The organism is Streptomyces sp. NPDC038213, from assembly GCF_055600495.1.
This window is the reverse complement of sequence record NZ_JBVJYM010000013.1, coordinates 35,172-55,405: the sequence shown is the minus strand read 5'-3', so window position 1 is coordinate 55,405 and position 20,234 is coordinate 35,172. Positions and strand designations below refer to the sequence as shown.

At 73.0% G+C, this 20,234-nt stretch carries 24 protein-coding genes; 14 read left to right on the top strand and 10 right to left on the bottom strand.

Annotated features, from left to right (window positions below; genetic code table 11):
* Positions 1-23 precede the first annotated feature (23 nt).
* Positions 24-1,067: a family 2 encapsulin nanocompartment cargo protein polyprenyl transferase gene (locus tag ACZ7JZ_RS19590; protein ID WP_470940784.1), complete on the top strand. Its 1,044-nt coding sequence runs from the start codon at positions 24-26 to the stop codon at positions 1,065-1,067.
* A 182-nt stretch (positions 1,068-1,249) separates the two neighbouring features.
* Positions 1,250-1,846, top strand: coding sequence for a GNAT family N-acetyltransferase (locus ACZ7JZ_RS19585; RefSeq protein WP_470940782.1), 597 nt, complete (start codon positions 1,250-1,252; stop codon positions 1,844-1,846).
* A 71-nt stretch (positions 1,847-1,917) separates the two neighbouring features.
* Here the strand turns inward: ACZ7JZ_RS19585 and snpA are convergent, their stop codons facing one another.
* Positions 1,918-2,547 (bottom strand): snapalysin, encoded by a 630-nt coding sequence (snpA, locus tag ACZ7JZ_RS19580; RefSeq protein WP_470940780.1) that lies wholly within the window; start codon positions 2,545-2,547, stop codon positions 1,918-1,920.
* A gap of 213 nt (positions 2,548-2,760) precedes the next feature.
* Here snpA and ACZ7JZ_RS19575 point away from each other — a divergent pair, with 213 nt between their 5' ends.
* Positions 2,761-3,699, top strand: coding sequence for a LysR family transcriptional regulator (locus ACZ7JZ_RS19575; protein WP_470940778.1), 939 nt, complete (start codon positions 2,761-2,763; stop codon positions 3,697-3,699).
* 3 nt (positions 3,700-3,702) lie between these two features.
* On the opposite strand, the gene ACZ7JZ_RS19570 is transcribed toward ACZ7JZ_RS19575, so the two are convergent.
* Both ACZ7JZ_RS19570 and ACZ7JZ_RS19565 read right to left on the bottom strand, forming a co-directional pair.
* Positions 3,703-4,359, bottom strand: coding sequence for a GOLPH3/VPS74 family protein (locus ACZ7JZ_RS19570; protein ID WP_470940776.1), 657 nt, complete (start codon positions 4,357-4,359; stop codon positions 3,703-3,705).
* Positions 4,360-4,383: 24 nt separating this feature from the next.
* A complete protein-coding gene (locus ACZ7JZ_RS19565; RefSeq protein WP_470940967.1) occupies positions 4,384-5,232 on the bottom strand; it encodes a hypothetical protein in 849 nt (282 codons plus the stop codon).
* 221 nt (positions 5,233-5,453) lie between these two features.
* Here ACZ7JZ_RS19565 and ACZ7JZ_RS19560 point away from each other — a divergent pair, with 221 nt between their 5' ends.
* Both ACZ7JZ_RS19560 and ACZ7JZ_RS19555 read left to right on the top strand, forming a co-directional pair.
* Positions 5,454-6,392, top strand: a complete 939-nt coding sequence (locus tag ACZ7JZ_RS19560) for a DUF4097 family beta strand repeat-containing protein (RefSeq protein WP_470940774.1) — start codon at positions 5,454-5,456, stop codon at positions 6,390-6,392.
* Between the two features lies 1 nt (position 6,393).
* A complete protein-coding gene (locus ACZ7JZ_RS19555; RefSeq protein WP_470940772.1) occupies positions 6,394-7,368 on the top strand; it encodes a PadR family transcriptional regulator in 975 nt (324 codons plus the stop codon).
* Positions 7,369-7,428: 60 nt separating this feature from the next.
* Here ACZ7JZ_RS19555 and ACZ7JZ_RS19550 read toward each other — a convergent pair whose 3' ends face one another.
* From ACZ7JZ_RS19550 to ACZ7JZ_RS19540, 3 genes are all read right to left on the bottom strand, one after another.
* Positions 7,429-7,965, bottom strand: a complete 537-nt coding sequence (locus ACZ7JZ_RS19550) for a Clp protease N-terminal domain-containing protein (RefSeq protein ID WP_470940770.1) — start codon at positions 7,963-7,965, stop codon at positions 7,429-7,431.
* Positions 7,965-8,174, bottom strand: a complete 210-nt coding sequence (locus ACZ7JZ_RS19545; protein WP_470940768.1) for a helix-turn-helix domain-containing protein — start codon at positions 8,172-8,174, stop codon at positions 7,965-7,967. The genes ACZ7JZ_RS19550 and ACZ7JZ_RS19545 overlap by 1 nt, the downstream gene beginning before the upstream one ends.
* A gap of 103 nt (positions 8,175-8,277) precedes the next feature.
* On the bottom strand, positions 8,278-9,240 hold the full coding sequence (locus ACZ7JZ_RS19540; RefSeq protein ID WP_470940766.1) for a zinc-binding dehydrogenase: 963 nt from the start codon (positions 9,238-9,240) through the stop codon (positions 8,278-8,280).
* 90 nt (positions 9,241-9,330) lie between these two features.
* On the opposite strand from ACZ7JZ_RS19540, the gene ACZ7JZ_RS19535 reads away from it, so the two are divergent.
* Positions 9,331-9,774 (top strand): DUF6416 domain-containing protein, encoded by a 444-nt coding sequence (locus ACZ7JZ_RS19535; protein WP_470940764.1) that lies wholly within the window; start codon positions 9,331-9,333, stop codon positions 9,772-9,774.
* A gap of 167 nt (positions 9,775-9,941) precedes the next feature.
* Here ACZ7JZ_RS19535 and ACZ7JZ_RS19530 read toward each other — a convergent pair whose 3' ends face one another.
* Complete coding sequence (locus ACZ7JZ_RS19530; RefSeq protein WP_470940762.1) at positions 9,942-11,147, bottom strand: NAD(P)-dependent malic enzyme; 1,206 nt, start codon at positions 11,145-11,147, stop codon at positions 9,942-9,944.
* Positions 11,148-11,676: 529 nt separating this feature from the next.
* On the opposite strand from ACZ7JZ_RS19530, the gene ACZ7JZ_RS19525 reads away from it, so the two are divergent.
* Genes ACZ7JZ_RS19525 through ACZ7JZ_RS19515 form a run of 3 tightly spaced genes read left to right on the top strand, consistent with a single transcriptional unit; the run spans position 11,677 to position 14,380 of the window.
* On the top strand, positions 11,677-12,636 hold the full coding sequence (locus ACZ7JZ_RS19525; RefSeq protein WP_470940760.1) for an ABC transporter substrate-binding protein: 960 nt from the start codon (positions 11,677-11,679) through the stop codon (positions 12,634-12,636).
* Between the two features lie 29 nt (positions 12,637-12,665).
* Positions 12,666-13,616, top strand: coding sequence for an amino acid ABC transporter permease (locus ACZ7JZ_RS19520; RefSeq protein WP_470940758.1), 951 nt, complete (start codon positions 12,666-12,668; stop codon positions 13,614-13,616).
* The gene (locus ACZ7JZ_RS19515; protein WP_470940756.1) at positions 13,613-14,380 is read left to right on the top strand and encodes an amino acid ABC transporter ATP-binding protein; all 768 of its coding nucleotides are present in this window, start codon (positions 13,613-13,615) and stop codon (positions 14,378-14,380) included. The genes ACZ7JZ_RS19520 and ACZ7JZ_RS19515 overlap by 4 nt, the downstream gene beginning before the upstream one ends.
* A gap of 95 nt (positions 14,381-14,475) precedes the next feature.
* On the opposite strand, the gene ACZ7JZ_RS19510 is transcribed toward ACZ7JZ_RS19515, so the two are convergent.
* Complete coding sequence (locus ACZ7JZ_RS19510) at positions 14,476-15,270, bottom strand: class I SAM-dependent methyltransferase (RefSeq protein ID WP_470940754.1); 795 nt, start codon at positions 15,268-15,270, stop codon at positions 14,476-14,478.
* 80 nt (positions 15,271-15,350) lie between these two features.
* Between ACZ7JZ_RS19510 and ACZ7JZ_RS19505 the strand changes: the two genes are divergently transcribed.
* The gene (locus ACZ7JZ_RS19505) at positions 15,351-15,992 is read left to right on the top strand and encodes a CGNR zinc finger domain-containing protein (protein WP_470940753.1); all 642 of its coding nucleotides are present in this window, start codon (positions 15,351-15,353) and stop codon (positions 15,990-15,992) included.
* Here ACZ7JZ_RS19505 and sodX read toward each other — a convergent pair.
* Positions 15,884-16,360, bottom strand: coding sequence for a nickel-type superoxide dismutase maturation protease (gene sodX / locus ACZ7JZ_RS19500; protein ID WP_470940751.1), 477 nt, complete (start codon positions 16,358-16,360; stop codon positions 15,884-15,886). The genes ACZ7JZ_RS19505 and sodX overlap by 109 nt on opposite strands.
* Before the next feature lie 115 nt (positions 16,361-16,475).
* Between sodX and sodN the strand changes: the two genes are divergently transcribed.
* Positions 16,476-16,871: a superoxide dismutase, Ni gene (gene sodN, locus ACZ7JZ_RS19495; protein WP_470940749.1), complete on the top strand. Its 396-nt coding sequence runs from the start codon at positions 16,476-16,478 to the stop codon at positions 16,869-16,871.
* A 170-nt stretch (positions 16,872-17,041) separates the two neighbouring features.
* Here sodN and ACZ7JZ_RS19490 read toward each other — a convergent pair whose 3' ends face one another.
* Entirely contained in the window at positions 17,042-17,575 is a 534-nt protein-coding gene (locus ACZ7JZ_RS19490; RefSeq protein WP_470940748.1) for a flavoprotein, read from the bottom strand.
* A 113-nt stretch (positions 17,576-17,688) separates the two neighbouring features.
* Here ACZ7JZ_RS19490 and ACZ7JZ_RS19485 point away from each other — a divergent pair, with 113 nt between their 5' ends.
* The 3 genes from ACZ7JZ_RS19485 (at position 17,689) to ACZ7JZ_RS19475 (ending at position 20,156) form a co-directional block, all read left to right on the top strand.
* Positions 17,689-18,864: a helix-turn-helix domain-containing protein gene (locus ACZ7JZ_RS19485; RefSeq protein ID WP_470940746.1), complete on the top strand. Its 1,176-nt coding sequence runs from the start codon at positions 17,689-17,691 to the stop codon at positions 18,862-18,864.
* Between the two features lie 82 nt (positions 18,865-18,946).
* Positions 18,947-19,315, top strand: coding sequence for a DUF6415 family natural product biosynthesis protein (locus ACZ7JZ_RS19480; protein WP_470940744.1), 369 nt, complete (start codon positions 18,947-18,949; stop codon positions 19,313-19,315).
* A 277-nt stretch (positions 19,316-19,592) separates the two neighbouring features.
* Entirely contained in the window at positions 19,593-20,156 is a 564-nt protein-coding gene (locus ACZ7JZ_RS19475) for a glycine-rich domain-containing protein (protein WP_470940742.1), read from the top strand.
* Positions 20,157-20,234 lie beyond the last annotated feature (78 nt).

Below are 20,234 nucleotides of genomic sequence, written 5' to 3'. Positions count from 1 at the left end.
ACACCGGAGGGGGAGGAGCAACCGTGACGGTCACCGAACCGGCCGCGTCGCCCGCCGAGGGGCAGGAGGCCGCCGACCTGCTGGAGGCCACCCGGGAGACGGTCAATCCCGAGCTGCGCAGGGCGGTCGAGGGGCTGCCCGGATCGATGCGCCGGGTGGCGATGTACCACTTCGGCTGGGAGCACGCGGACGGCACCCCGGCCGCGGGGAACGCGGGCAAGGCGATCCGCCCGGCCCTGGTGCTCGCCGCCGCGCAGGCCCTGGGCGGCCGGGGGGCGGACGCCGTACGGGCCGCCGCCGCGGTGGAGCTGGCGCACAACTTCACCCTGCTCCACGACGACGTCATCGACGAGGACGCGCGGCGGCGGGGCCGGCCGACGGCCTGGACGGTCTTCGGGATACCGGACGCGGTCATCACCGGCGACGCCATGTTCTCGCTCGCGCTGAAGCTGATGGCGGAGGACCCGCACCCGGCCGCCGGCCGGGCCTCGGCCCGGCTCGCCGCCTGCGTCATCGAGCTGTGCGCGGGACAGCAGGCCGACTGCGCCTTCGAGCAGCGCGCGGAGGTCTCGCTCGACGAGTGCACGGCCATGGCTACGGCGAAGACCGGCGCCCTGCTGGGCTGCGCGTGCGCGCTCGGCGCGCTGTACGCGGGCGCGGGCGAGGAGGAGGCCGACGCGCTGGACGCCTTCGGGCGGGAGGCCGGGCTGGCCTTCCAGCTGATCGACGACCTGATCGGCATCTGGGGGGACCCCGAGCACACCGGGAAGCCCGCGGGCGCCGACCTGATCGCCCGCAAGAAGTCACTGCCGGTCGTGGCCGCCCTGACCTCCGGCACCCCCGCCGGGGCGGAGCTGGCCCGGCTGTACGCGGGCCCGATGACCGGTGACGACGTACGCCTCGCCGCGGACGCGGTGGAGCGGGCCGGCGGGCGGGACTGGGCGCAGGCCCATGCGGCGGACCGGATGGGCCGGGCCGTGCAGCAGCTGTCGCGGGCGGTGCCGGACCTGGCGGCGGCGGGCGGGCTGCTGGCGCTGGCGGAGTTCGTGACGCGGCGGACGCGGTAGCCGCCGGGCGGCGGCCGGGTGTCCGCTGATCAGGGCTCCTGCCGGGGTGCGCGTGCGGTGGCGCGCGGACCCCGGCAGGATCGTTTCCGGTCACGGGCCGGGCTGCCCGGTCCGGCCGGAATCCCGTAACTCTAAGATCCTGTCAAGTTGTTGACGGGAACTCATGTGACGGGTGGCGGGCAGTGGGGCTGGAGATACGGCAGGCGCAGCAGGGCGACCGGGACGCGGTCGCGGCCCTCCTGGACGAGGCGTTCCACGACGACCCCGTGAGCAGCTGGGTCTTCCCCGACCCGGAGCACCGGCGTACGGTCCACGGCCGCTTCCTCGGGGTCTTCGTCGACACGGCGCTCGCCCAGGGCCGTATCGACTACGCGGCCGACGGCTCGGCGGCGGCGCTGTGGCTGCGGGTGCCGAAGGGCGGCGGCGAGGAGCCCGAGGAGGACGTCCCGGCGCTGATGCGGGCCGTCGCGGACCCCGACAACGAGCGGTGCGAGCTGGTGGGTCGGCTCACCGGGGCGGTGCACCCCGTGGACGAGGAGCACGAGTACCTGCTGATGATCGCCGTGGCCCCGGGGCAGCAGGGGCGGGGGCTGGGGACGGAGCTGATGCGGCCGGTGCTGGAGCGGTGCGACCGGGAGGGGGTCGCGGCGTATCTGGAGGCGAGCAGCGAGCGGAGCCGGGGGCTGTACGAGAGGCTGGGGTTCGCGGTGCGGGGCGAGGCCGTGCGGTTGCCCGGCGGGCCGCTGATGTGGCCCATGTGGCGCCCGCCGGCCCCCTGACCCGCCGGGGGCCCGGCCCCGGACCCCCGTCGGCGCGTGAGGCGCGGGGTCCGGGGCCGGCCCGTGGGCGGTCAGCGCCAGAGGTAGTCGACGCGCTGGCGCTCGGCCGAGTTCGGGACGGCGTTCGTGCAGGACGTACCCGGGCCGCCGCCGGACATCAGCTCGCTGCACGGCCCGGAGTAGTTGTCCCGCAGGCCGAGGACGTGCCCGGTCTCGTGCGAGGTGACCCGGGTCGAGTTGTACTGCTGGTTCTGGCGGTAGTCCAGGAAGATGAAGCCGTTGCCGCGCCCGTCGGTGCTCGCGTACGAGCCCCGCGCGTCGTTGCCCTCCCGGTACGAGAAGTTCCCGCCCGAGCTGACCTCCTGGAGCTTCACGTTCGCCACCGACCCGTTCCAGATCTGCGTGGACCGGGCGATCTGCGTCCGGAAGCTCGGCGCGTTGCGGGTGTTGTAGTACACGGTCACGACCAGCGCGCCCGGGTTCGCGGCCCGCTGCTGTGCCACCGACTTCTTGACGGCCTCGAAGAAGGCGCGGGTGGCGGCGTCGTTCTCCTTCGACTTCTCGTACGCCGCGTAGGTGGCGGGCGAGCCGGCCGGGGCGGCCGCGTCGGCGGAGGCCGCCTGGGCCGGGGCGGCGCCGAGGGTCGCGGCGAGGCCGAGGCCGAGTATGGAGGCGAGCGCGGACATACGGGTACGGCGCATGGGGGGCTCCAGGTGTTCGGTGTGGGGATGAACGGGGCGGACCGTTCGGTACCGGAGTGTGGGGGAGCCGGAGGCGGCTGCGGATGATGTCAGCTGCCGATAACACCGGGTTATCGGCAGCCGTCCGCCATGAGTCAACACCGCGAAAAATGGCGGAAATCGGTGGTTCATCAGTGGCTGGTGCGGTTCAGGGGGCCGCCCTACCCTCGGGGCATGGAGCTAGAGGTGAGGCACCTCCGTGCGCTGTGCGCCATCGCGGACGAGGGCAGTCTGCACAAGGCGGCCCGGCAGCTCGGGGTGAGTCAGCCCGCGCTCACCACGCAGCTGCGCCGGATCGAACGGACCCTGGGCGGGCAGGTGTTCCTGCGCGAGCCCACCGGCTGCCGCCCGACGCCCTTCGGCCGGACCGTGCTGGGCCGGGCCCGGCCGCTGCTCGACGGGATGGCGGGGCTGGTCGCGGAGGCGCGGGCCGCCGCGGACGGCGGGCCGCGGCTGCGGATCGGCTCCACGGCCAGCCGGGCCCTGCCGGGCTGGCTGCGCAGGCTCCGCCGCCGGCACCCGGCCGCCGAGACCTCCCTGATGGTGGACGTCTCGGCCAACGCCCTGCTGCGGATGGTGGCTTCCGGCCAGCTGGACGTGGCCTTCGTCCACGAGGTGGAGGGCTGTCCGCTGCGGATCCCCGCGGCCCTGGAGCAGTGGGTGCTCGTGGACCGCGAGCCGCAGTTCGTGTCGATGGCCCGGGACCATCCGGCGGCCGCGCGGCCGGTGGTGGACCTGGCGGACCTGGCCGGGGACCGGTGGATGGTCGACCCCTCGGTGGACGGGGAGTGGGACGGGCTGCGGCGGGTGCTGGGCGAGGCGGGCTTCGACCCGGTGTTCCTGCACGGCGACTACCACACGGCCGCCTCCCTGGTGGCCACGGGCGAGGCCGTCGCCCCCTGCCAGCCGACCTCGGGCCCGCGCGAGGACATGGCCATCAGGCCGCTGCGCGGGGACCCGCTGGGCGTCCGGCTGCTGCTCGCGGTGCGGCCGGGGTCCGCGTACGGGGAGGTGTACGAGGACCTGCGCGCGTCCTACCGCGAGGCGGCCCTGTGCGTGGCGGCGTACCGCAACTGGCTCCAGCGGACGGGCAGTCCGCTGGTCACCGGCTGACCCTCAGACGGACGCCGCCGCCAGGAGGGTGGCGGCGATGCCGGTGCTTCGCAGGGTCGCGAGGGCGGTCCGCAGGGCCGGGGCGGCCCACTGGCCCTCGGAGAGTGCGGCCGTCCGCTCCTCGACGGCGGCGCGCGGATGGTCCGGGAAGGCCAGCCGATGCAGGGACGCGCCGTGGAGGAGGGCGATCAGCGCACCCGTGCGCTCGTCGGGGGCGGCGCCGCCCAGTACGGCCTCCGCGAGGCGGGCGCGCAGCTCGCGCTCGACCGAGCCGTCGCGTTCCGGGTACCGGCGGACCGGGAAGAGCCCGAGCACCCGGTGGCGCTCCTCCACCACCAGCCCGCGGGCGCACAGGCTGTCGACCGTGGCCCCCGGGGCGCGGTTCTGGTCGCGGGTCAGCCAGTCGGCCGTCTTCGGGCGGCGGGTGCGCTCGGCCCAGTCGTGGACCATGCGCAGCCGGCCGTCGAGCAGGTGCGTGCCGGTGGGGGCCGTGTCGAGGACGCGGAGCCGGTCGGGTCCCGCCGACAGCCGTCCCGCCAGGGTCAGTTCGAGGAGGATGCCGCCCGCCACGGCCCAGGCCGCGGCCGTGCGCTCCTTCGCCGTGCCGGACTCGTCGTCCAGCGACAGCAGCATGACTTCCTCGGCCAGCGTGACCCTCATCCGTTCCCCCACTCGTGCGTCAGGTTATGACTGAGGTGACGTACGGGAACCCGTGGTGGTTCCGGGATGTGAGACCTCGCGTGCCCGGTCGTACACGAGGGAGAGCGCTCCGTGTGCGGCGAGGACCGCGCCGGCCGTGGCCCAGCCGCCGCTGCGGCGGCTGACCCCCCAGGCCAGGAGGGGTGCGCCGAGGGCGAGTTGGGCCCCGCCGAGCAGCCGGGCGCGGGGGCCGCGGACCCAGGGGCCGAGCGGGCCGCTGTCCACGACGTCGAGTTCGGCCCGCACTGCGTCGCGCCAGCCCGACCACTCGACGGTCTCGGCGCCGGGCGCCACCCGGGCCGCCTCGCGCAGCCGGTCGGCGGACTCGCCGGGGGAGACGCCGGCGGGCAGGAGGAGGCCGGTGCGGGTGAGCAGGGCGGCGAGCCCGAGCAGCCGGGCGCGGCCGTCCGCCCCGGGGTCGGGCCGGGTGAGCCGGTCCAGGTCCTCCAGGTCCAGTACGGGGTCCAGGCCGAGGCGGGCGGCGACGGAGCGCATGACCTCGGGGTCGCCCGCGGGGGTGCCGTCGGCCTCCCAGGCGTACGCGAGGGTGCGGCGGAAGCCGGAGGCCAGGGCGAAGCCGGTCCGCCCGTCCTCCCACCACAGGCCCAGCACGGGCCAGTTGGCGCCGACCGCCAGGGCGGTGGTCCAGCCCTCCAGGACCTCGTGCGCGCTGTGGCCGTCCTCGCGCCAGGGCTTGCCGTACGGGGTGAGCAGGCTCCAGTCGGCCCCGGCGGGGGCGAGGAGGAGGCGCTCGCGCAGGAGGTGCGCGGAGGGGCGTACGGCGCGGGGTTCGGTGCGGCAGAGGAGGAGGCCGCCCGCGGTCGTCATGGAGATCGGCATGGCGAACAGGCTAAGGCAAGGTGGGTATTCGGGGCATTCGGAGCAATTGGGGGGCGGTGACGACTGCCGGGGCTGCCGGGCTGCCGGGGCACTCGGGGTCGTCCGTAGGGGTCCGGTCCGGGTCGGGCGGGGTTGACTTCGGCAGGCCGCGATATATCGTGTTTGACAAGAGACGCGATATGTTGTGTCGGAGTCGACCCAGGAGGATCAGTCCCATGAGCCAGTCGACGTGGTCGGTCAGCGAGCCGCAGGAGCTCTCGTTCGAGGAGCCGGTGGCGGAGCTCTCCGTGCGCGTGGTGAACGGCGCCGTGAACGTGGTCGGAGTGGACGAGGGCCCGGCCCGGCTGCAGGTGTCCGAGGTCGACGGCCCGCCCGTACTGGTCACCCTGCGGGACGGGGTCCTGTCGGTGGGGTACGAGGACCTGCCCTGGTCGGACTTCAAGAGCGCCCTCGACCGGCAGAGCTGGAAGCGGACCGCCGTGGTCTCCCTGGCGGTCCCGGCCGGCACCCGCGTGCAGGTCGGCGCCGTCGGCGCGGGCACCGTGGTCTCCGGGGTCGGCGGCCGGGCCGAGGTCAGGGCGGTGAGCGGGGACGTGACGCTCGTCGGGCTCTCCGGCGAGGTCGCCGCCGACACGGTCACCGGCTCCATCGAGGCCCAGGCCGTCACGGGCGCCCTGCGCGTGCGGTCCGTCTCCGGCGGGATCACCGTCGTCGACGGCTCCGGGGCCGCCGTGCGCGCCGAGTCGGTCAGCGGGGACATGGTGCTGGACCTCGACCCCGTCGACCGCAGCGCGGACATCAGCGCCGTATCCGTCTCCGGGAAGGTCGCCATCCGGCTGCCGCACCCGGTGGACGCCCGGGTCGACGCGAACACGGCGGGCGGTTCGGTCGCCAGCGCCTTCGAGGACCTGCGGGTCTCCGGCCAGTTCGGCGCCAAGCGGATCACCGGCACGCTGGGCGCCGGCACCGGCAAGCTGAAGGCCGCCACGGTGTCGGGCTCGATCGCCCTGCTGCGCCGCCCGGACGCCGACCCGGCCGGGGACGCGGGCGGGCAGGACCCCCTGGCGCTCGGCCCCGCGGACACCGCCGACGCTCCCGACGCGCCCGACGCGCCCGACGCCCCCCACAACTCCTCCGACAAGAAGGTGCTCTGACATGCCGCCCGTCTTCGCCCACGGCCGCCTGCGCCTGTACCTGCTCAAGCTGCTGGACGAGGCCCCGCGGCACGGGTACGAGGTCATCCGGATGCTGGAGGAGCGCTTCCAGGGCCTGTACGCGCCCTCGGCCGGAACGGTCTACCCGCGGCTCGCCAAGCTGGAGGCCGAGGGCCTCGTGACCCATGCGACCGAAGGCGGCCGCAAGGTGTACTCGATCACGGACGCGGGCCGCGCCGAACTGGCCGCCCGGGCCGGCGAACTCGCCGACCTGGAGCTGGAGATCCGCGATTCGGTGGCCGAACTGGCCGCGGAGATCCGCGAGGACGTCCGCGGGGCCGCCGGGGACCTGCGCCGGGAGATGCTTGCCGCGGCCGCCGCCTCCGGGGCCGCCCAGCAGCCCGCCGACTCCTTCCGGGACGGCGAGGCCTGGCGCTCGGCCAAGGAGGAGCTGCGCAAGGCGAAGCAGGAGTGGAAGGAGCAGACCCGGCGGGCCAAGGACGAGAGCCGCCGGGCCCGCGAGGAGGCGCAGCAGGCCCGCCGCCAGGCGCAGGAGGCGCGGGAGAAGGCGCGCGAGGACGTGCAGCGCATCGCCCGCCAGATGCAGGAGCAGTTCGTGAAGTCCGCGGCCCGCGGGGGCTTCTCGGAGTTCGCCTCGCAGCTGGGCGGGCTGGCGCGGGAGGCCGGGACCTGGCTGGGCCAGGAGTACGAGGCGGCCGCCGGCAAGGCGCAGGGCGGCGCGGAGGACGGCCGCGGGGACCGTGCGGAAGGCCGCCGGCAGGGCCGGCCCGACTGGGCCGCCGACGTACCGGCGAGCGGGGACCCGGCGCGGGACCTCGACCGGCTCCTCGACCGCTTCCGCGACGAGGTCCGCGACGCGGCCCGGGACCGGGGCGTCACCGCCGAGCAGGTCCGCACGGCCCGCACCCGCCTCGCCGAAACCCTCGCCGACCTCGACGCGGTCCTGGGGCACTGACACGCGGGCCGGACCGTACGGACCACCGTGCGGGATCCCCGTCCCGGCTGCCCGTACGGCCTAAGCGGCCCGGCGGGCGGGCGGGAGGGTGGACTCGGCGGCCGCGTACGTGATCCCGTGGTCGGTCAGGGCCTCCGCGGCCGGGCCCGGGCGGGAGAGCAGGGCCAGGATCAGGTGCCCGGCGCCGATGTGCCGGTCGCCGCGGCCCAGGGCGATGCGGAGCGACTGCTCCAGGGTCTTCTTCGCGCCCGGGGTGAAGGGGCGGTGGCCGCTCCAGCGGCGCCGGCGGGGCCCGCGTACCGGCGCGAGGGCGCCCTCGCCGTGGGTCTCCTCGACCCGGGAGACGATCTCCCCGAGGTCGATGCCGATCCCGGCCAGGGCCTGCTCGTCGGCCTTGGACAGGCCGCCGCGGCGGCGGGCCGCCGCCATGTCGGCGGCGAGGCGCGCCGGGTCCACCCCGAGGGGGGCCAGCGCTCCCAGGTCCAGCAGGGAGAGCAGGAGGTGCTGCTCCTCGACGCGGTCGGAGCCGGTGCGCTCCGCCTGCTCCACGGCGCCCGCGACGGCGCTCCGGGCGGTGCTCGTGAACTTCTCGAACATCAGGTCCTCCCGTGCTTCTTGTGCACGGCCTGCCGGCTGACGCCCAGTTCTGCGGCGATCTCCTGCCAGGACCAGCCGTGGTTGCGGGCGCTGCGCACCTGCACCGCTTCGAGTTGCTCCAGCAGCCGCCGCAGGGCCGCGACCGCGCGGAGTCCCACCCGCGGGTCGCGGTCGCCGGCGGCGGCCGCGAGGTCGGTTGCCTCGGTCATGCTGTCAATGGTGGTTGACGCCTTGCATCCTGTCAACCTTCATTGACAACATGGCCGGGAGCGGGAGCGGGAGCGGGACCGAGTCGCCCGCAGCCTCCCCCGCTCAGACCGTGAGGACCACCTTGCCGAAGAGGTCGCCCGCCTCCAGCTTCGCGAAGCCCTCCCTGGCCCGGTCCAGCGGCAGCACCTCGTCGATGACCGGCCGTACGCCCGTGGCCGCGCAGAAGGACAGCAGGTCCTCCAGCTCGTCCTTCGAGCCCATGGTGGAGCCGACCACCTTCAGCTCCAGGAAGAAGATCCGGGTGAGCTCGGCGTGGGCGGGGCGGTCCCCGCTGGTCGCGCCGGAGATGACCAGGGTGCCGCCGGGCCGCAGGGACTTCACCGAGTGCGACCAGGTGGCCGCGCCGACCGTCTCGATCACCGCGTCCACCCGGTACGGCAGGCGCGCGCCCGGCTCGAAGGCGTCCTCGGCGCCGAGCTCCACGGCCCGCTTGCGCTTGGCCTCGTCCCGGCTGGTCGCGAAGACCCGCAGGCCGGCGGCCTTCCCGAGGACGATCGCCGCGGTGGCCACCCCGCCGCCGGCCCCCTGCACCAGCACGGAGTCACCGGGCCGGACCCCGGCGTTGGTGAAGAGCATCCGGTACGCGGTGAGCCAGGCGGTCGGCAGGCAGGCGGCCTCCTCGAAGGAGAGCGCGGCGGGCTTGCGCAGCACGTTCCAGGCGGGGACGGAGACCTGCTCGGCGAAAGTGCCCTGGTAGCGCTCGGTGAGGATCGAGCGGGGCTCGTCGGGGCCGACCCCGTGGCCGCTCTGGCCGATCACGGAGTGCAGGACGACCTCGTTGCCGTCCTGGTCGGTGCCGGCCGCGTCGCAGCCGAGGATCATGGGCAGCTTGTCCTGGCCGAGGCCCACCCCGCGCAGCGACCACAGGTCGTGGTGGTTCAGGGAGGCGGCCTTGACGTTCACGGTCACCCAGCCGGGCCGGGCCTCGGGCGCCGGGCGCTCGCCCAGCTCGAGGCCGCTGAGCGGCTGGTCACGGTCGATACGGGCGGCATAGGCAGCGAACATGCCGCGACGCTACCCCCCGGTAGGGGCTGCATCCAGCCTTCCTGGACCCCGGTCCGGGGATCGGGGCTGTTCTTCGTCACAGTCGTGAGAATGTTCCCGGCAGAGCAGCAGGAATGGGAGGGGACGGCCATGGCGAACGTGACGTATCTGACGGAGGCGGATCCGCGGTGGGAACAGGCCTCGGGGGGCCACACCCTGGCGGGCGAACCCGAGTGGGGGCCGGCTGATGTCGCGCTCGCCGCTGCGTACTGGGAGCGGATGCCGCCGAGCGGGAGAGAGCTTCTCGCGTACCTGGTGCGCCGCCCCGGCCGGATGGTGCACTGCACGGAGCTGGAGGCGGAGGTACTGGGAGGGGCGAACGGCAGGAATCCCGCGAAGCGGATCGCGAGGACCTTCCGCGATGTGACGGACGCCAACGACGGGAACAACCGGCGGCTGCCCTTCGAGTGGTGGAAGGCCCCCCAGGGCTCGTTGGGGGCCACATACGCCGTCAGGCCCTCCGTGGCGGCCGTATTCCTCGCCGCACTGGCCTGACCGGCGGGGCGCGGGCCCTGGCGCCCCAGGGGCCGTCCAGGCTGTCCTGGGCCCGTGCAAGGCCACCCCGGGCGGTGTTCGGGCCCGGCGTCCGGGGCCCTGGGAACGGAAGCGGCCCGCCCCCGAGGGGGCGGGCCGCTGTGTCACCTGCCTGGCGGCGGGCACCGCTACGGGCGGCGGGCCACGCCGTCCCTGCGGGCGGCGGCGGCCACGGCGGCGGTGACCGCGGTCGCGACGCGCTCGTCGAACGGCGACGGGATCACGTAGTCCGCCGAGAGCTCGTCGTCCGCGATGACGCCGGCGATGGCGTCGGCGGCGGCGATCTTCATGCCCTCGGTGATCCGGGAGGCCCGGACCTTCAGCGCGCCGGCGAAGATGCCGGGGAACGCCAGGACGTTGTTGATCTGGTTCGGGAAGTCGCTGCGGCCCGTGGCCACGACGGCCGCGTACTTGTGGGCGACGTCCGGGTGGACCTCCGGGTTCGGGTTGGCCATGGCGAAGACGAAGGAGTCCTTCGCCATGGAGGCCACCGCGGCCTCGGGCACCGTGCCGCCGGAGACGCCGATGAAGACGTCCGCACCGGCCAGGGCCTGCTCCAGGGTGCCGGACAGGCCGGTCTTGTTCGTCAGGCCCGCGATCTCGGCCTTGACGTCCGTCAGGTCGGTCCGGTCGGAGGAGACCACGCCCTTGCGGTCGGTGACGCACACGTCGCCGATGCCCGCGTCCACGAGGATCTTGGCGATCGCGATGCCGGCCGCACCCGCACCCGAGATCACCGCGCGGAGGTCGCCGAGCGTGCGCCCGGTGAGCTTCGCGGCGTTGCGCAGCGCGGCCAGGCTGACGATGGCCGTGCCGTGCTGGTCGTCGTGGAAGATCGGGATGTCGACGCGCTCCTGGAGGCGGCGCTCGATCTCGAAGCACCGGGGCGCCGAGATGTCCTCCAGGTTGACGCCGCCGAAGGACGGGGCGAGCCGGACGATCGTGTCGATGATCTCGTCCGTGTCCTTGGTCGCGAGCGCGATCGGAACCGCGTCCACGCCGCCGAACTGCTTGAAGAGGATGGCCTTGCCCTCCATCACGGGGAGGGAGGCTTCCGGACCGATGTCACCCAGACCGAGCACCGCGGTGCCGTCGGTGACGACCGCGACCACGTTGGACTTCCACGTGTAGTCGTGGACCAGGTCCGGCTGCTCGGCGATGGCACTGCACACCTTTGCCACGCCGGGCGTGTAAGCGAGGGACAGGTCGTCCTTGTCGCGGACGGGCACGGTGGCCTGAACGGCCATCTTGCCGCCCCGGTGCAGCGCGAAGGCCGCATCGGGATTGTTGTCCGTGACGCTGTCGCTGCGAGGATTGACGATCTCCGCTGCCACTTGTTTGACCCCTTAAGTCTTTATCAGTTGAGGGTTGCCACTCCTGGTTGGGGTGGGCGGGCACCGCGTATGAGCTCCGGCTTCAGCTGGCGGTAGGCCCGCCTCCCTCGGAGTGGGAGGTTCGTACGCGCGGGCGCGCCGCACACGCGCCCTGAGCCCCGGATGAGGGGTGTAAGGATCTGTTCTACCCGAAGAACACTCGCCCAGACGAGTCGATTCGTGCTTGACTTTAAGGTGCTTGTCCGGTTTCACCGAAAAGTCCGGCGAACTCTGTCCGGGCATCGAGACGGACCGTAAAAACTGGTGCCTGAGGCGCCCTTCCCCATAGAAAATCCGGCGCCGATCACCCTTGTCCGCAGGCCTGTTGGACAAGACGGGTTACCCGTTATCCGATTTTGACCTGGCTGACCGTCGGATTCGTGCAGTCCGAATGGCAAGATGCCGTAATCACACGAGGTCGCGACACTCGAAGATGCGTGCCCGACCGCATTCGGCCAGCTTCTGCACACCCCTGCCGGAGGACCCGCTCATGACCGCAAGCACCACTCGCCGTACGACCGCCGCCCGGTCCCGCATCGCCGCGGTCAGCGCGATCGCGGTGGCCGGCGCTCTGATCCTCACCGGCTGCGGTGACCAGACCGAAGGCGGCAGCTCGACCCCCGAGGCCTCGGGCAGCGGCAAGGCGAACAGCGCCCCGCTCTTCTCGAAGCTGCCGAAGAAGTACCAGGACTCCGGCGTCATCAAGATCGGTACGGACGCCGCGTACGCCCCGATGGAGTTCACCGAGGGCGGCAAGATCGTCGGTGTCGACCCCGACATCGCGGAGGCCCTGGGCAAGCAGCTCGGCGTCAAGATGGAGTTCGTCTCCGGCACCTTCGACGGCCTGATCACCTCGATCTACACCGGCCGCCAGGACCTGATCATGTCCTCGATGACGGACAACAAGAAGCGCCAGGAGGGCCTGGACGACGCCGGCAAGAAGATCGGCAAGGGCATCGACTTCGTCGACTACTTCTCCTCCGGCGTCTCGCTGCTGGTCAAGAAGGGCAACCCGCAGGGCATCAAGTCCCTCGACGACCTCTGCGGCAAGACCGTCGCCGTCCAGCGCGGCACGATCTACGAGGACACCTTCAAGGCCCAGGCCACGAAGTGCGGGGCCAAGAAGCTCACCATCCAGGCCTTCGACACCGACGCCGAGGCCCAGACCCGCGTGAAGGCCGGCGGCGCCGTCGCCGACCTGAACGACTACCCGGTCGCCGCGTACATCGCGAAGACCTCGGGCGGCGGCAACGACTTCGAGGTCGCCGGCAGCCAGAGCGACGTCGGCCTCTTCGGCATCGGCGTCTCGAAGGAGAACACCCAGCTCCGCGACGCCGTCAAGGACGCCCTCGACGCGATCATCAAGGACGGCTCCTACGCCAAGGTCCTGGAGAAGTGGAACGTCAAGGACAGCGCCGTCACCTCGGCGACCGTCAACGCCGGCAAGTGACCTCCGCGCTCCACTGAAGGGCAGTCATTGTGACTGACAAGAACGACAAGGGTCCGGCCGCCGCTCCGGCCGGACCCGGCGCCTCGGGCACCTCCCCGTACGAGGCGATCAGGGCGATCCCGGTCCGGCACTACGGCCGCTGGATCAGCGCGGTGGTCGTCGTCGCGCTCCTCGGCTGGCTGGTCTACGCCTTCTCCCAGGGCAACGTCATCTGGGACACGGTCTGGGACAAGGTCTTCGACACCTCGGTGCTCAGCGGCCTGTGGAACACCGTGGTCATCAGCGTCGCGGCCATGGCCCTGGGCCTCGCCCTCGGCGTGCTGTTCGCCGTGATGCGGCTCTCGAAGAACCCGGTCACCGGCGCGGTCGCCTGGCTGTACATCTGGTTCTTCCGCGGCACCCCGGTCTACGTGCAGCTGCTCGTCTGGTTCAACCTCTCGCTGATCTTCGAGTACATCAACCTCGGACCGATCTACAAGAACGAGACCGTCGACGTCATGACGCCGTTCATGGTCGCGCTCCTGGGCCTCGGCCTCAACGAGGGCGCGTACATGGCGGAGATCGTCCGCGCGGGCATCCAGTCCGTCGACGAGGGCCAGACCGAGGCCGCGCACGCCCTCGGCATGTCGCAGACGAAGACCATGCGCCGCGTGGTCCTGCCCCAGGCGATGCGCGTGATCGTGCCGCCGACGGGCAACGAGTTCATCAACATGCTCAAGACCTCGTCACTGGTCTCCGCGGTGCAGTACACCGAACTGCTGCGGGCCTCGACGAACATCGGCAACACGGCCGGCGCCGTCATGGAGATGCTGTTCGTGGCCTCCATCTGGTACCTGGCCCTCACCAGCGTGTTCAGCGTCGGCCAGTACTACCTGGAGCGGCACTTCGCCCGCGGCTCCGTCCGCAGCCTGCCGCCCACCCCGTGGCAGCGCGTCCGTGCCAACCTGAACATGTTCAAGCGTTCGGAGGTGTCGGGATGACCGGCCAGCCGATGGTCAAGGCCGAGGGCGTCCACAAGTCCTACGGCGCCGCCCACATCCTGCGCGGCATCGACCTCGAAGTAGCCCCCCGCGAGGTCTTCTGCCTGGTCGGCCCGTCCGGCTCCGGCAAGTCCACGTTCCTGCGGTGCATCAACCACCTGGAGCGGATCGACGGCGGCCGCCTGTCGGTCGACGGCGAGCTCGTCGGCTACAAGCAGAAGGGCGACAAGCTCTACGAGCTGAAGGACAGCGAGGTCGCGGCCCAGCGCCGGGACATCGGCATGGTCTTCCAGCGCTTCAACCTCTTCCCGCACATGACGGCCATAGAGAACGTCATGGAGGCCCCGGTCATGGTGAAGGGCGAGAGCAAGGCGGTCGCGCGCGAGCGCGCCGTCAAGCTGCTCGACCGGGTCGGCCTGGGCGAGAAGGGGAACAACTACCCCTCGATGCTCTCCGGCGGCCAGCAGCAGCGCGTGGCGATCGCCCGCGCGCTGGCCATGGAGCCGAAGCTGATGCTCTTCGACGAGCCCACCTCGGCGCTCGACCCGGAGCTCGTCGGCGATGTCCTCGACGTCATGCGGGACCTGGCCGAATCGGGCATGACCATGATCGTGGTCACGCACGAGATGGGCTTCGCCCGCGAGGTCGGCGACAACCTCGTCTTCATGGACGGCGGCGTGGTCGTCGAGTCCGGCAACCCGCGCGACGTGCTCGGCAACCCGCAGCACGACCGCACCAAGGCCTTCCTGTCCAAGGTGCTGTAGCCGCGGCAGCGGCGCTCACGCCCGAAAGGGGCGGTACGGAAACCCCGTACCGCCCCTTTCGGCGTAAGGACGGGCCCCCGCGGGGCCCGGTCCGGCTACTTCAGCGCCAGGACCAGGGCGTCCGAGGGGGAGCGCCACACCGTGCGGGCCTCGGCGAAGCCGGCCGCGCGCAGGGCCTGCGCGTGCCAGGACTCCGAGGGCGTGTCCCCGTCGGCGTGCTCCCCGTAGATCTCGAACCGCTGCCGGGTGGGCTCGGCCAGCACCGGGTCCTTCGCGCACAGCGCCCACCAGTCGGCCCAGTCCAGGGCGCCCGCGGCGCGGGCCCGGTCCATGCCGGCGTGCCGGTGGGCGCGCTCGGCGGCGTTCAGGCGCGGGGTCGAGGGCTCGGGCATGTGGTCGGCGTTCATGAACACCCCGCCGGGGCGCACCAGCGGGGCGAGCTGCCCGTACAGCACCTCCAGCGCGGGGCTGTGCAGCCAGTGCAGGGCGGTGGCCGTCAGGACCGCGTCGTACGTGGCGTGGGGGAGCGCCGCCGCCCAGTGCGGGTCCTTCAGGTCGGCGGTGACGAAGGCGGCGCGCGGGTCGCCCCCGAAGGTGCCGCGGGCGATGGCCAGCAGCGCCGGGTCCAGGTCCACGCCGGTGCTGACCGCTTCCGGGAACCTCTTGAGGACCCTGTCCGTGATACTTCCCGTACCGCACGCCAGGTCCAGGACCCGGGGGGCGGTGCCGACGGTCGCCTCGACCATGTCGAGCATCACCCGGAACCGCTCCTCGCGGTCCGGCATGTACCACTCCTGCTGGCGGTCCCAGCTGTCCTGCCAGGCCCGCCAGTCCGTACCGCCCGCCGTGCCCGTACCCGTGCCCGCCGTACCCGTCTTCGTTTCCGCCATCGCGAAGCCTCCGTACGTAATACCCTCGAAGCTGTATCAGCCGTTACCCAGACCCTAGACCGCTGCCGTAAGGACTACAAGTGGAACTGGCCTATTACTCGGACTATGCCGTGCGCCTGGTCAACACCGAGGAGCCGGCCCGCAACAAGGACGCGCTCACCTCCGTCGAGGTGGTCCGCGCCCTCTTCGGCACCGCCAGCCAGATGGCCCGCCGGGTCACCGACGCGGACGTCACCCGCTTCCGCGGGGTGCGCGCCCGGCTGCGCGCGGTCTTCGAGGCGGCCGACGGCGGGGACCAGACCCTCGCGGTCGACCTGCTGAACTCCCTGCTCATGGAGTTCCCCGTCAGCCCGCAGATCTCCGGGCACGACTACCTCGACGAGGAGGGCCGGCCCCGCTGGCACATGCACCTCGCCGACCACCCGTCCAACGCCACCGCCGGGTACGCCGCCATCGCCTCCATGGGCCTGGCCTTCCACCTCACCGAGTTCGGCGCCGACCGGCTCGGCCTGTGCCAGGCCCCGCCCTGCCGCAACGCCTACCTCGACACCTCCACCAACCGCTCCCGGCGCTACTGCTCCGACCGCTGCGCCACCCGCGCCAACGTGGCCGCCTACCGCGCCCGCAAGCGCCTGGAGGCCGAGGCGTCGCAGGGCACGGGCCGCACCGCCGACCAGAGCCGCGACAGCCGGTCCGCCCAGGAGAGCGGCGCCGGCCGCTGACCGGCGGGGGCGTGCGGATCCCGCGGCCGCAGCCGCAGCCGCACCACCGCCAGCACCAGTTCGTCGGGGACGGCGCCGTAGTCGGTGCTGTCCCCGCCCGCGTACGGGCTGTCCCCGAGCACCCACCAGCCCGCCGCCCGCCGCTCCACGGCCCGCTTGACCACCAGCAGGTCCTGCTGGAACGGGTGCCGCAGCACCACCACGTGCCCCGGCCGCACCGCGGCCCCGTACTGCACCAGCAGCGCATCGCCGTTCAGCAGGGTCGGCGCCATCGAGGGCCCGTACACCCCCACCAGCCCGAACGGCAGCCTGGAAGACAGGCCCTTCACCACCCGTGCACCTCCGATCAGGTCCGTACGTTCGTTCACCAATCCAAGAATGACCCTGGAGTTTTGTCCCAAGCCCCTGGGGGCGCCCGCGAAATCCGCTTTCTCACGGAGTAATCTCGCCCCTGAGAAGACGATCACGAGGAGGACAACCCCCATGCTTTCCCGCCTGTTCGCCCCCAAGGTCAAGGTCAGCGCCCACTGCGACCTGCCCTGCGGCGTGTACGACCCCGCCCAGGCCCGTATCGAGGCCGAGTCGGTCAAGGCCGTGCAGGAGAAGTACCAGGCCAACGAGGACGCGGACTTCCGCGCCCGTGCGCTCACCATCAAGGAGCAGCGCGCCGAGCTGGCCAAGCACCACGTCTCCGTGCTGTGGAGCGACTACTTCAAGCCCCCGCACTTCGAGAAGTACCCCCAGCTGCACACGCTGGTCAACGACACCCTGAAGGCCCTCTCGGCCGCCAAGGCGTCCAACGACCCCGCGACCGGCCAGAAGGCCCTCGACCTCATCGCCGAGATCGACCGCATCTTCTGGGAGACCAAGGCCGCCTGAGGCCCGCCCCTACGGGCGCGCACCCGCGCCCCGGCTCAGCGCCTGAACGTCAACGGCCCGGCCGCTTCGTGCGACCGGGCCGTTGGGCTGCCCGGAGCCCGCTGGGGAGCCCGTTCGGGAGCCCGTTCGGGAGGACGCGGACCGATCGGTCCGCGGAGCCGCCACCGGCCCTACGGGGCGGCTTCGCCGACCGCCTGCAAGGCCGCCGCCCACGGATAGGGCCGCCGCTCACCGGGCGCGTTCGGCTCGAACCCCCCGGGCCCGAAGAGCACCCGGACGCCCGCCTCGCGCAGCGTCTCCAGCGACCTCGGGAACTGCGGGTGCTGCGCATAGGCGCTGTTGACGCACGGCATCGTGGTCAGCGGGATGCCCTTGCCGATGGCCTCGGAGACGAACCCGACCAGCCACGAGCCGGTGATGCCCTGAGCCCAGGAGTTCACCGTGTTCATCGTCGCCGGCGCCACGAGCACGGCGTCCGCCGGCGGCCACACGTCCGGCTGACCGGGCCTCCGGTACCGGTAGCGCACCGGGTGTCCGGTCAGGGCGGCGAGCCCGTCGAGACCGTCTGCCAGCCAGTCGGCTGCCGTGGGGGTGAGCCCGAGGCACACGTCCCACCCGCGCGCCTGCGCCTCCTCGATCACCCGGGCCACGTCGAACACGGGCGGGGCGGCGGAGCAGAGCAGGTACAGCGTCCTCGTCGTCATGGGACGCCAGACTATGCAACCGCCCCCGCTCGGAGTCGAGTCGGGAAGAAGGCCCACCCGCCCGCCGGGAAGCGGGTACGGTCCCTGGTGACGAGTCCCGGACGGAGGCCGGCATGCCGAATCCCGACGACGACCACACCGGCTCCCGGATCCGCGAGCACCGCCGCCTGGCCCGCCTGACGCAGCGCGAGCTGGCCGGCCGGATCCCGTACAGCCACAGCCTCCTGACGCAGGTCGAGTGCGGCGCGCGCCCGGCAACGGCCGGGTTCGTGGCGGCCGTGGCCGAGGCGCTGCGGGTGGACCCGGCCAAGCTGACCGGTCCCCCTGCCGTGACCGCCCTGCCCCCTGACCGCCTGCTCGCCTTGGTCGCCCCGATCCGGGAGGCACTCGACCGGTACGACCTCGGACCCCACCCCGACCTTCCAGCCGTCCGGCCGCTACCCGCCCTGGTCGAGCAGGCCGATGCGGTCTGCCGGCAGGTACGGGCCACGCACTTGCGCGCGGCGGCGAAATCCTTGCCCGCACTGATCCTGGAGTTGACGCACACGGTCTGGACCGTGCCGTCGACCCCCGCGTGGACGGCACTCGCATCCGCGTACCGGACGGCCCACGACGTGGCGTTGAAGCTGGACCACCCGGATCTCGCACGCGTGGCACTGGACCGGATGGGCTGGGCCGCAGGCCGGGCGTCGGACCCGTGCACGGAAGCGGTTCAACGGTACAAGCGGGCCACGCTCTGGCGCGGCGCCGCCAGCGCGCACCTGATCACCTCGGGGCAGGGCCTCCTGGCGGGGCGGTCGACCCGCGAGGCGCTGGCCGTCTCCGGCCAACTGCACCTGGGCCTGGCCACCGTGGCCGCGAAGCACAACGACGCGACCGCGGTCGCGGTCCACCTGGCGGCGGCCCGCGAGTTCGCGGACCGTGTGGGCGGCGAGGCCGGCGAAGTGCACTGGTTGTCGTTCGGTCGGGTGAACGTCCGGCTGCACGAGCTGGGCACGTCGATTTCCCTGGGCGACTTCGACGGGGCCCTCGGCAGGGCGCGTGAGATCCGGCTCCCGCCCACCACGCTGACGTCCCGGCGTGCGCGCTACCTGGTCGACCGGGCCCTCGTCGAGATGGAGGCGGGTTCCCCGCAGACGTCGTTGCGCTACCTCGCCCAGGCCCGTCAGGTCGCACCGGAGCAGACACGGCATCTTCCCGGCACGCGCGCCACCATCCGGGGGCTCGTGCACATGTCGCGCCGGGCACCCGACGGGCTGGGCAGCATGGCGCGCTGGATCGGCATGTAGCACTCACAGATCTGTGAGTGTTCCGGCCCTCCCGCGTTGTCAGTCTGGGGGCACACCGACTGACGACGGCAGGAGCAGCGCCATGACCGAACCGGACACGCCCCCGGTACACGCTCTCATCAACCGGGCCCTCGGCCCCTACGAGCGGATGCCCGACCCCGTGGAGATCGCCCGCATCACGGACGGGCTGCTCTCCTACGGGCCGACGCTCCTCGCCGCCGCCGAGACGGCCCGCGGCGCGGACCCGCGCGTTGCCGCCGCGCTGCGGGACTGGCACCGGCTCACCGGGGACGGGCCGCAGGACGGGCCCCTCGGGAACTGGAACCACGCCCGGGCCCTCGCCCGGGCGGTCCGCGCCTTCGAAGACGCAGAGGAGGGGCGAGCGCTGCGCCGGGTCTACGCGGCGCTGCCGTCCCCGGGGCCGTGCACGGCCGGGTACCGGACGGCGTGAGCGGCCCGCCGCCCGAGTGGCTGCGGCAGCTCCTGTACGTCCTGGCCACCCTCGGCGTCCTCGCCGCGCTCGTCACGGGCATCACCCGGTGACGGCCCGACCCGCGGCCGGGTTGCTCCAGCCCGAGTGCCGGGCCGACGGCCACGAGTACTGCCGGCCCGGCGAGGTCCGCACCTGCTTCGGGGAGGTCGCGATCCCGGCCCGCCGCTGCGACTGCCCCTGCCGCACAGAAGAGCCACCAGTGCCTGAGAACCCCGCACCACCCACAGGAGGAACCATGTCGTCCTGCCGGCACCAGCCCGCCCCGCCCCCGCCGCCGTGCGCGGTGAAGCCCGCCGGCGGAGTCACCGCCGTCGCCGTCCGCGACCCGCGCGCGCTGCTGTCCGACGCGGCCTTCTCCGACGTGCTGTACACCGTGATGGGCAACAACCCGGGCATGGACCAGGAGCACGCGACGAGGATCCTGCGGGAGGCGTTGGCGTTCCTGGCTGCGGCCGCCGCGAGCCCGGCCCCGCTGGTCCCCTCCCGGGTCGTGGACGAGGGCTGGCACGCGCTCATCCTGCACACGGGCCTCTACCACGACCTGTGCGGCCGCCTCGGTGGCGGGTTCCTGCACCACGTGCCCGAGCGCCCCGACCCGGCCCGCTACAATCCCGACGTCCTGGAGCGGACGACCGCGGCCATGGCGGCGGCCGGGTACCGGGTCGACCACGAGCTGTGGCAGGGGCCCCAGGACCCGACCGTGCCGGTGGCGGCGTCATGCCAGCACTCGGACGACGGCGGGCCGATCGTCATCATCCCGAAGCCGAAGGCCAACGGCGGTACTAGGCTGCGGCCATGACCGAGTGGATCGACCCCAGGTACGCCGACCTCGTCGCGGCGATGCGGGAATCCGAGGAGACGGAGCCCGTGCGCGGGT

Coding starts and splice junctions, on each gene's coding strand:
- ACZ7JZ_RS19575 (WP_470940778.1), top strand. CDS start 2,761: ATGGAGCTAGAGGTGAGGCACCTCCGTGCGCTGTGCGCCATCGCGGAC.
- ACZ7JZ_RS19485 (WP_470940746.1), top strand. CDS start 17,689: ATGCCGAATCCCGACGACGACCACACCGGCTCCCGGATCCGCGAGCAC.
- ACZ7JZ_RS19480 (WP_470940744.1), top strand. CDS start 18,947: ATGACCGAACCGGACACGCCCCCGGTACACGCTCTCATCAACCGGGCC.
- ACZ7JZ_RS19555 (WP_470940772.1), top strand. CDS start 6,394: ATGCCGCCCGTCTTCGCCCACGGCCGCCTGCGCCTGTACCTGCTCAAG.
- ACZ7JZ_RS19515 (WP_470940756.1), top strand. CDS start 13,613: ATGACCGGCCAGCCGATGGTCAAGGCCGAGGGCGTCCACAAGTCCTAC.
- snpA (WP_470940780.1), bottom strand. CDS start 2,547: ATGCGCCGTACCCGTATGTCCGCGCTCGCCTCCATACTCGGCCTCGGC.
- ACZ7JZ_RS19560 (WP_470940774.1), top strand. CDS start 5,454: ATGAGCCAGTCGACGTGGTCGGTCAGCGAGCCGCAGGAGCTCTCGTTC.
- ACZ7JZ_RS19525 (WP_470940760.1), top strand. CDS start 11,677: ATGACCGCAAGCACCACTCGCCGTACGACCGCCGCCCGGTCCCGCATC.
- ACZ7JZ_RS19475 (WP_470940742.1), top strand. CDS start 19,593: ATGTCGTCCTGCCGGCACCAGCCCGCCCCGCCCCCGCCGCCGTGCGCG.
- ACZ7JZ_RS19540 (WP_470940766.1), bottom strand. CDS start 9,240: ATGTTCGCTGCCTATGCCGCCCGTATCGACCGTGACCAGCCGCTCAGC.
- ACZ7JZ_RS19545 (WP_470940768.1), bottom strand. CDS start 8,174: ATGACCGAGGCAACCGACCTCGCGGCCGCCGCCGGCGACCGCGACCCG.
- ACZ7JZ_RS19550 (WP_470940770.1), bottom strand. CDS start 7,965: ATGTTCGAGAAGTTCACGAGCACCGCCCGGAGCGCCGTCGCGGGCGCC.
- ACZ7JZ_RS19490 (WP_470940748.1), bottom strand. CDS start 17,575: ATGACGACGAGGACGCTGTACCTGCTCTGCTCCGCCGCCCCGCCCGTG.
- ACZ7JZ_RS19510 (WP_470940754.1), bottom strand. CDS start 15,270: ATGGCGGAAACGAAGACGGGTACGGCGGGCACGGGTACGGGCACGGCG.
- ACZ7JZ_RS19535 (WP_470940764.1), top strand. CDS start 9,331: ATGTTCCCGGCAGAGCAGCAGGAATGGGAGGGGACGGCCATGGCGAAC.
- sodN (WP_470940749.1), top strand. CDS start 16,476: ATGCTTTCCCGCCTGTTCGCCCCCAAGGTCAAGGTCAGCGCCCACTGC.
- ACZ7JZ_RS19570 (WP_470940776.1), bottom strand. CDS start 4,359: ATGAGGGTCACGCTGGCCGAGGAAGTCATGCTGCTGTCGCTGGACGAC.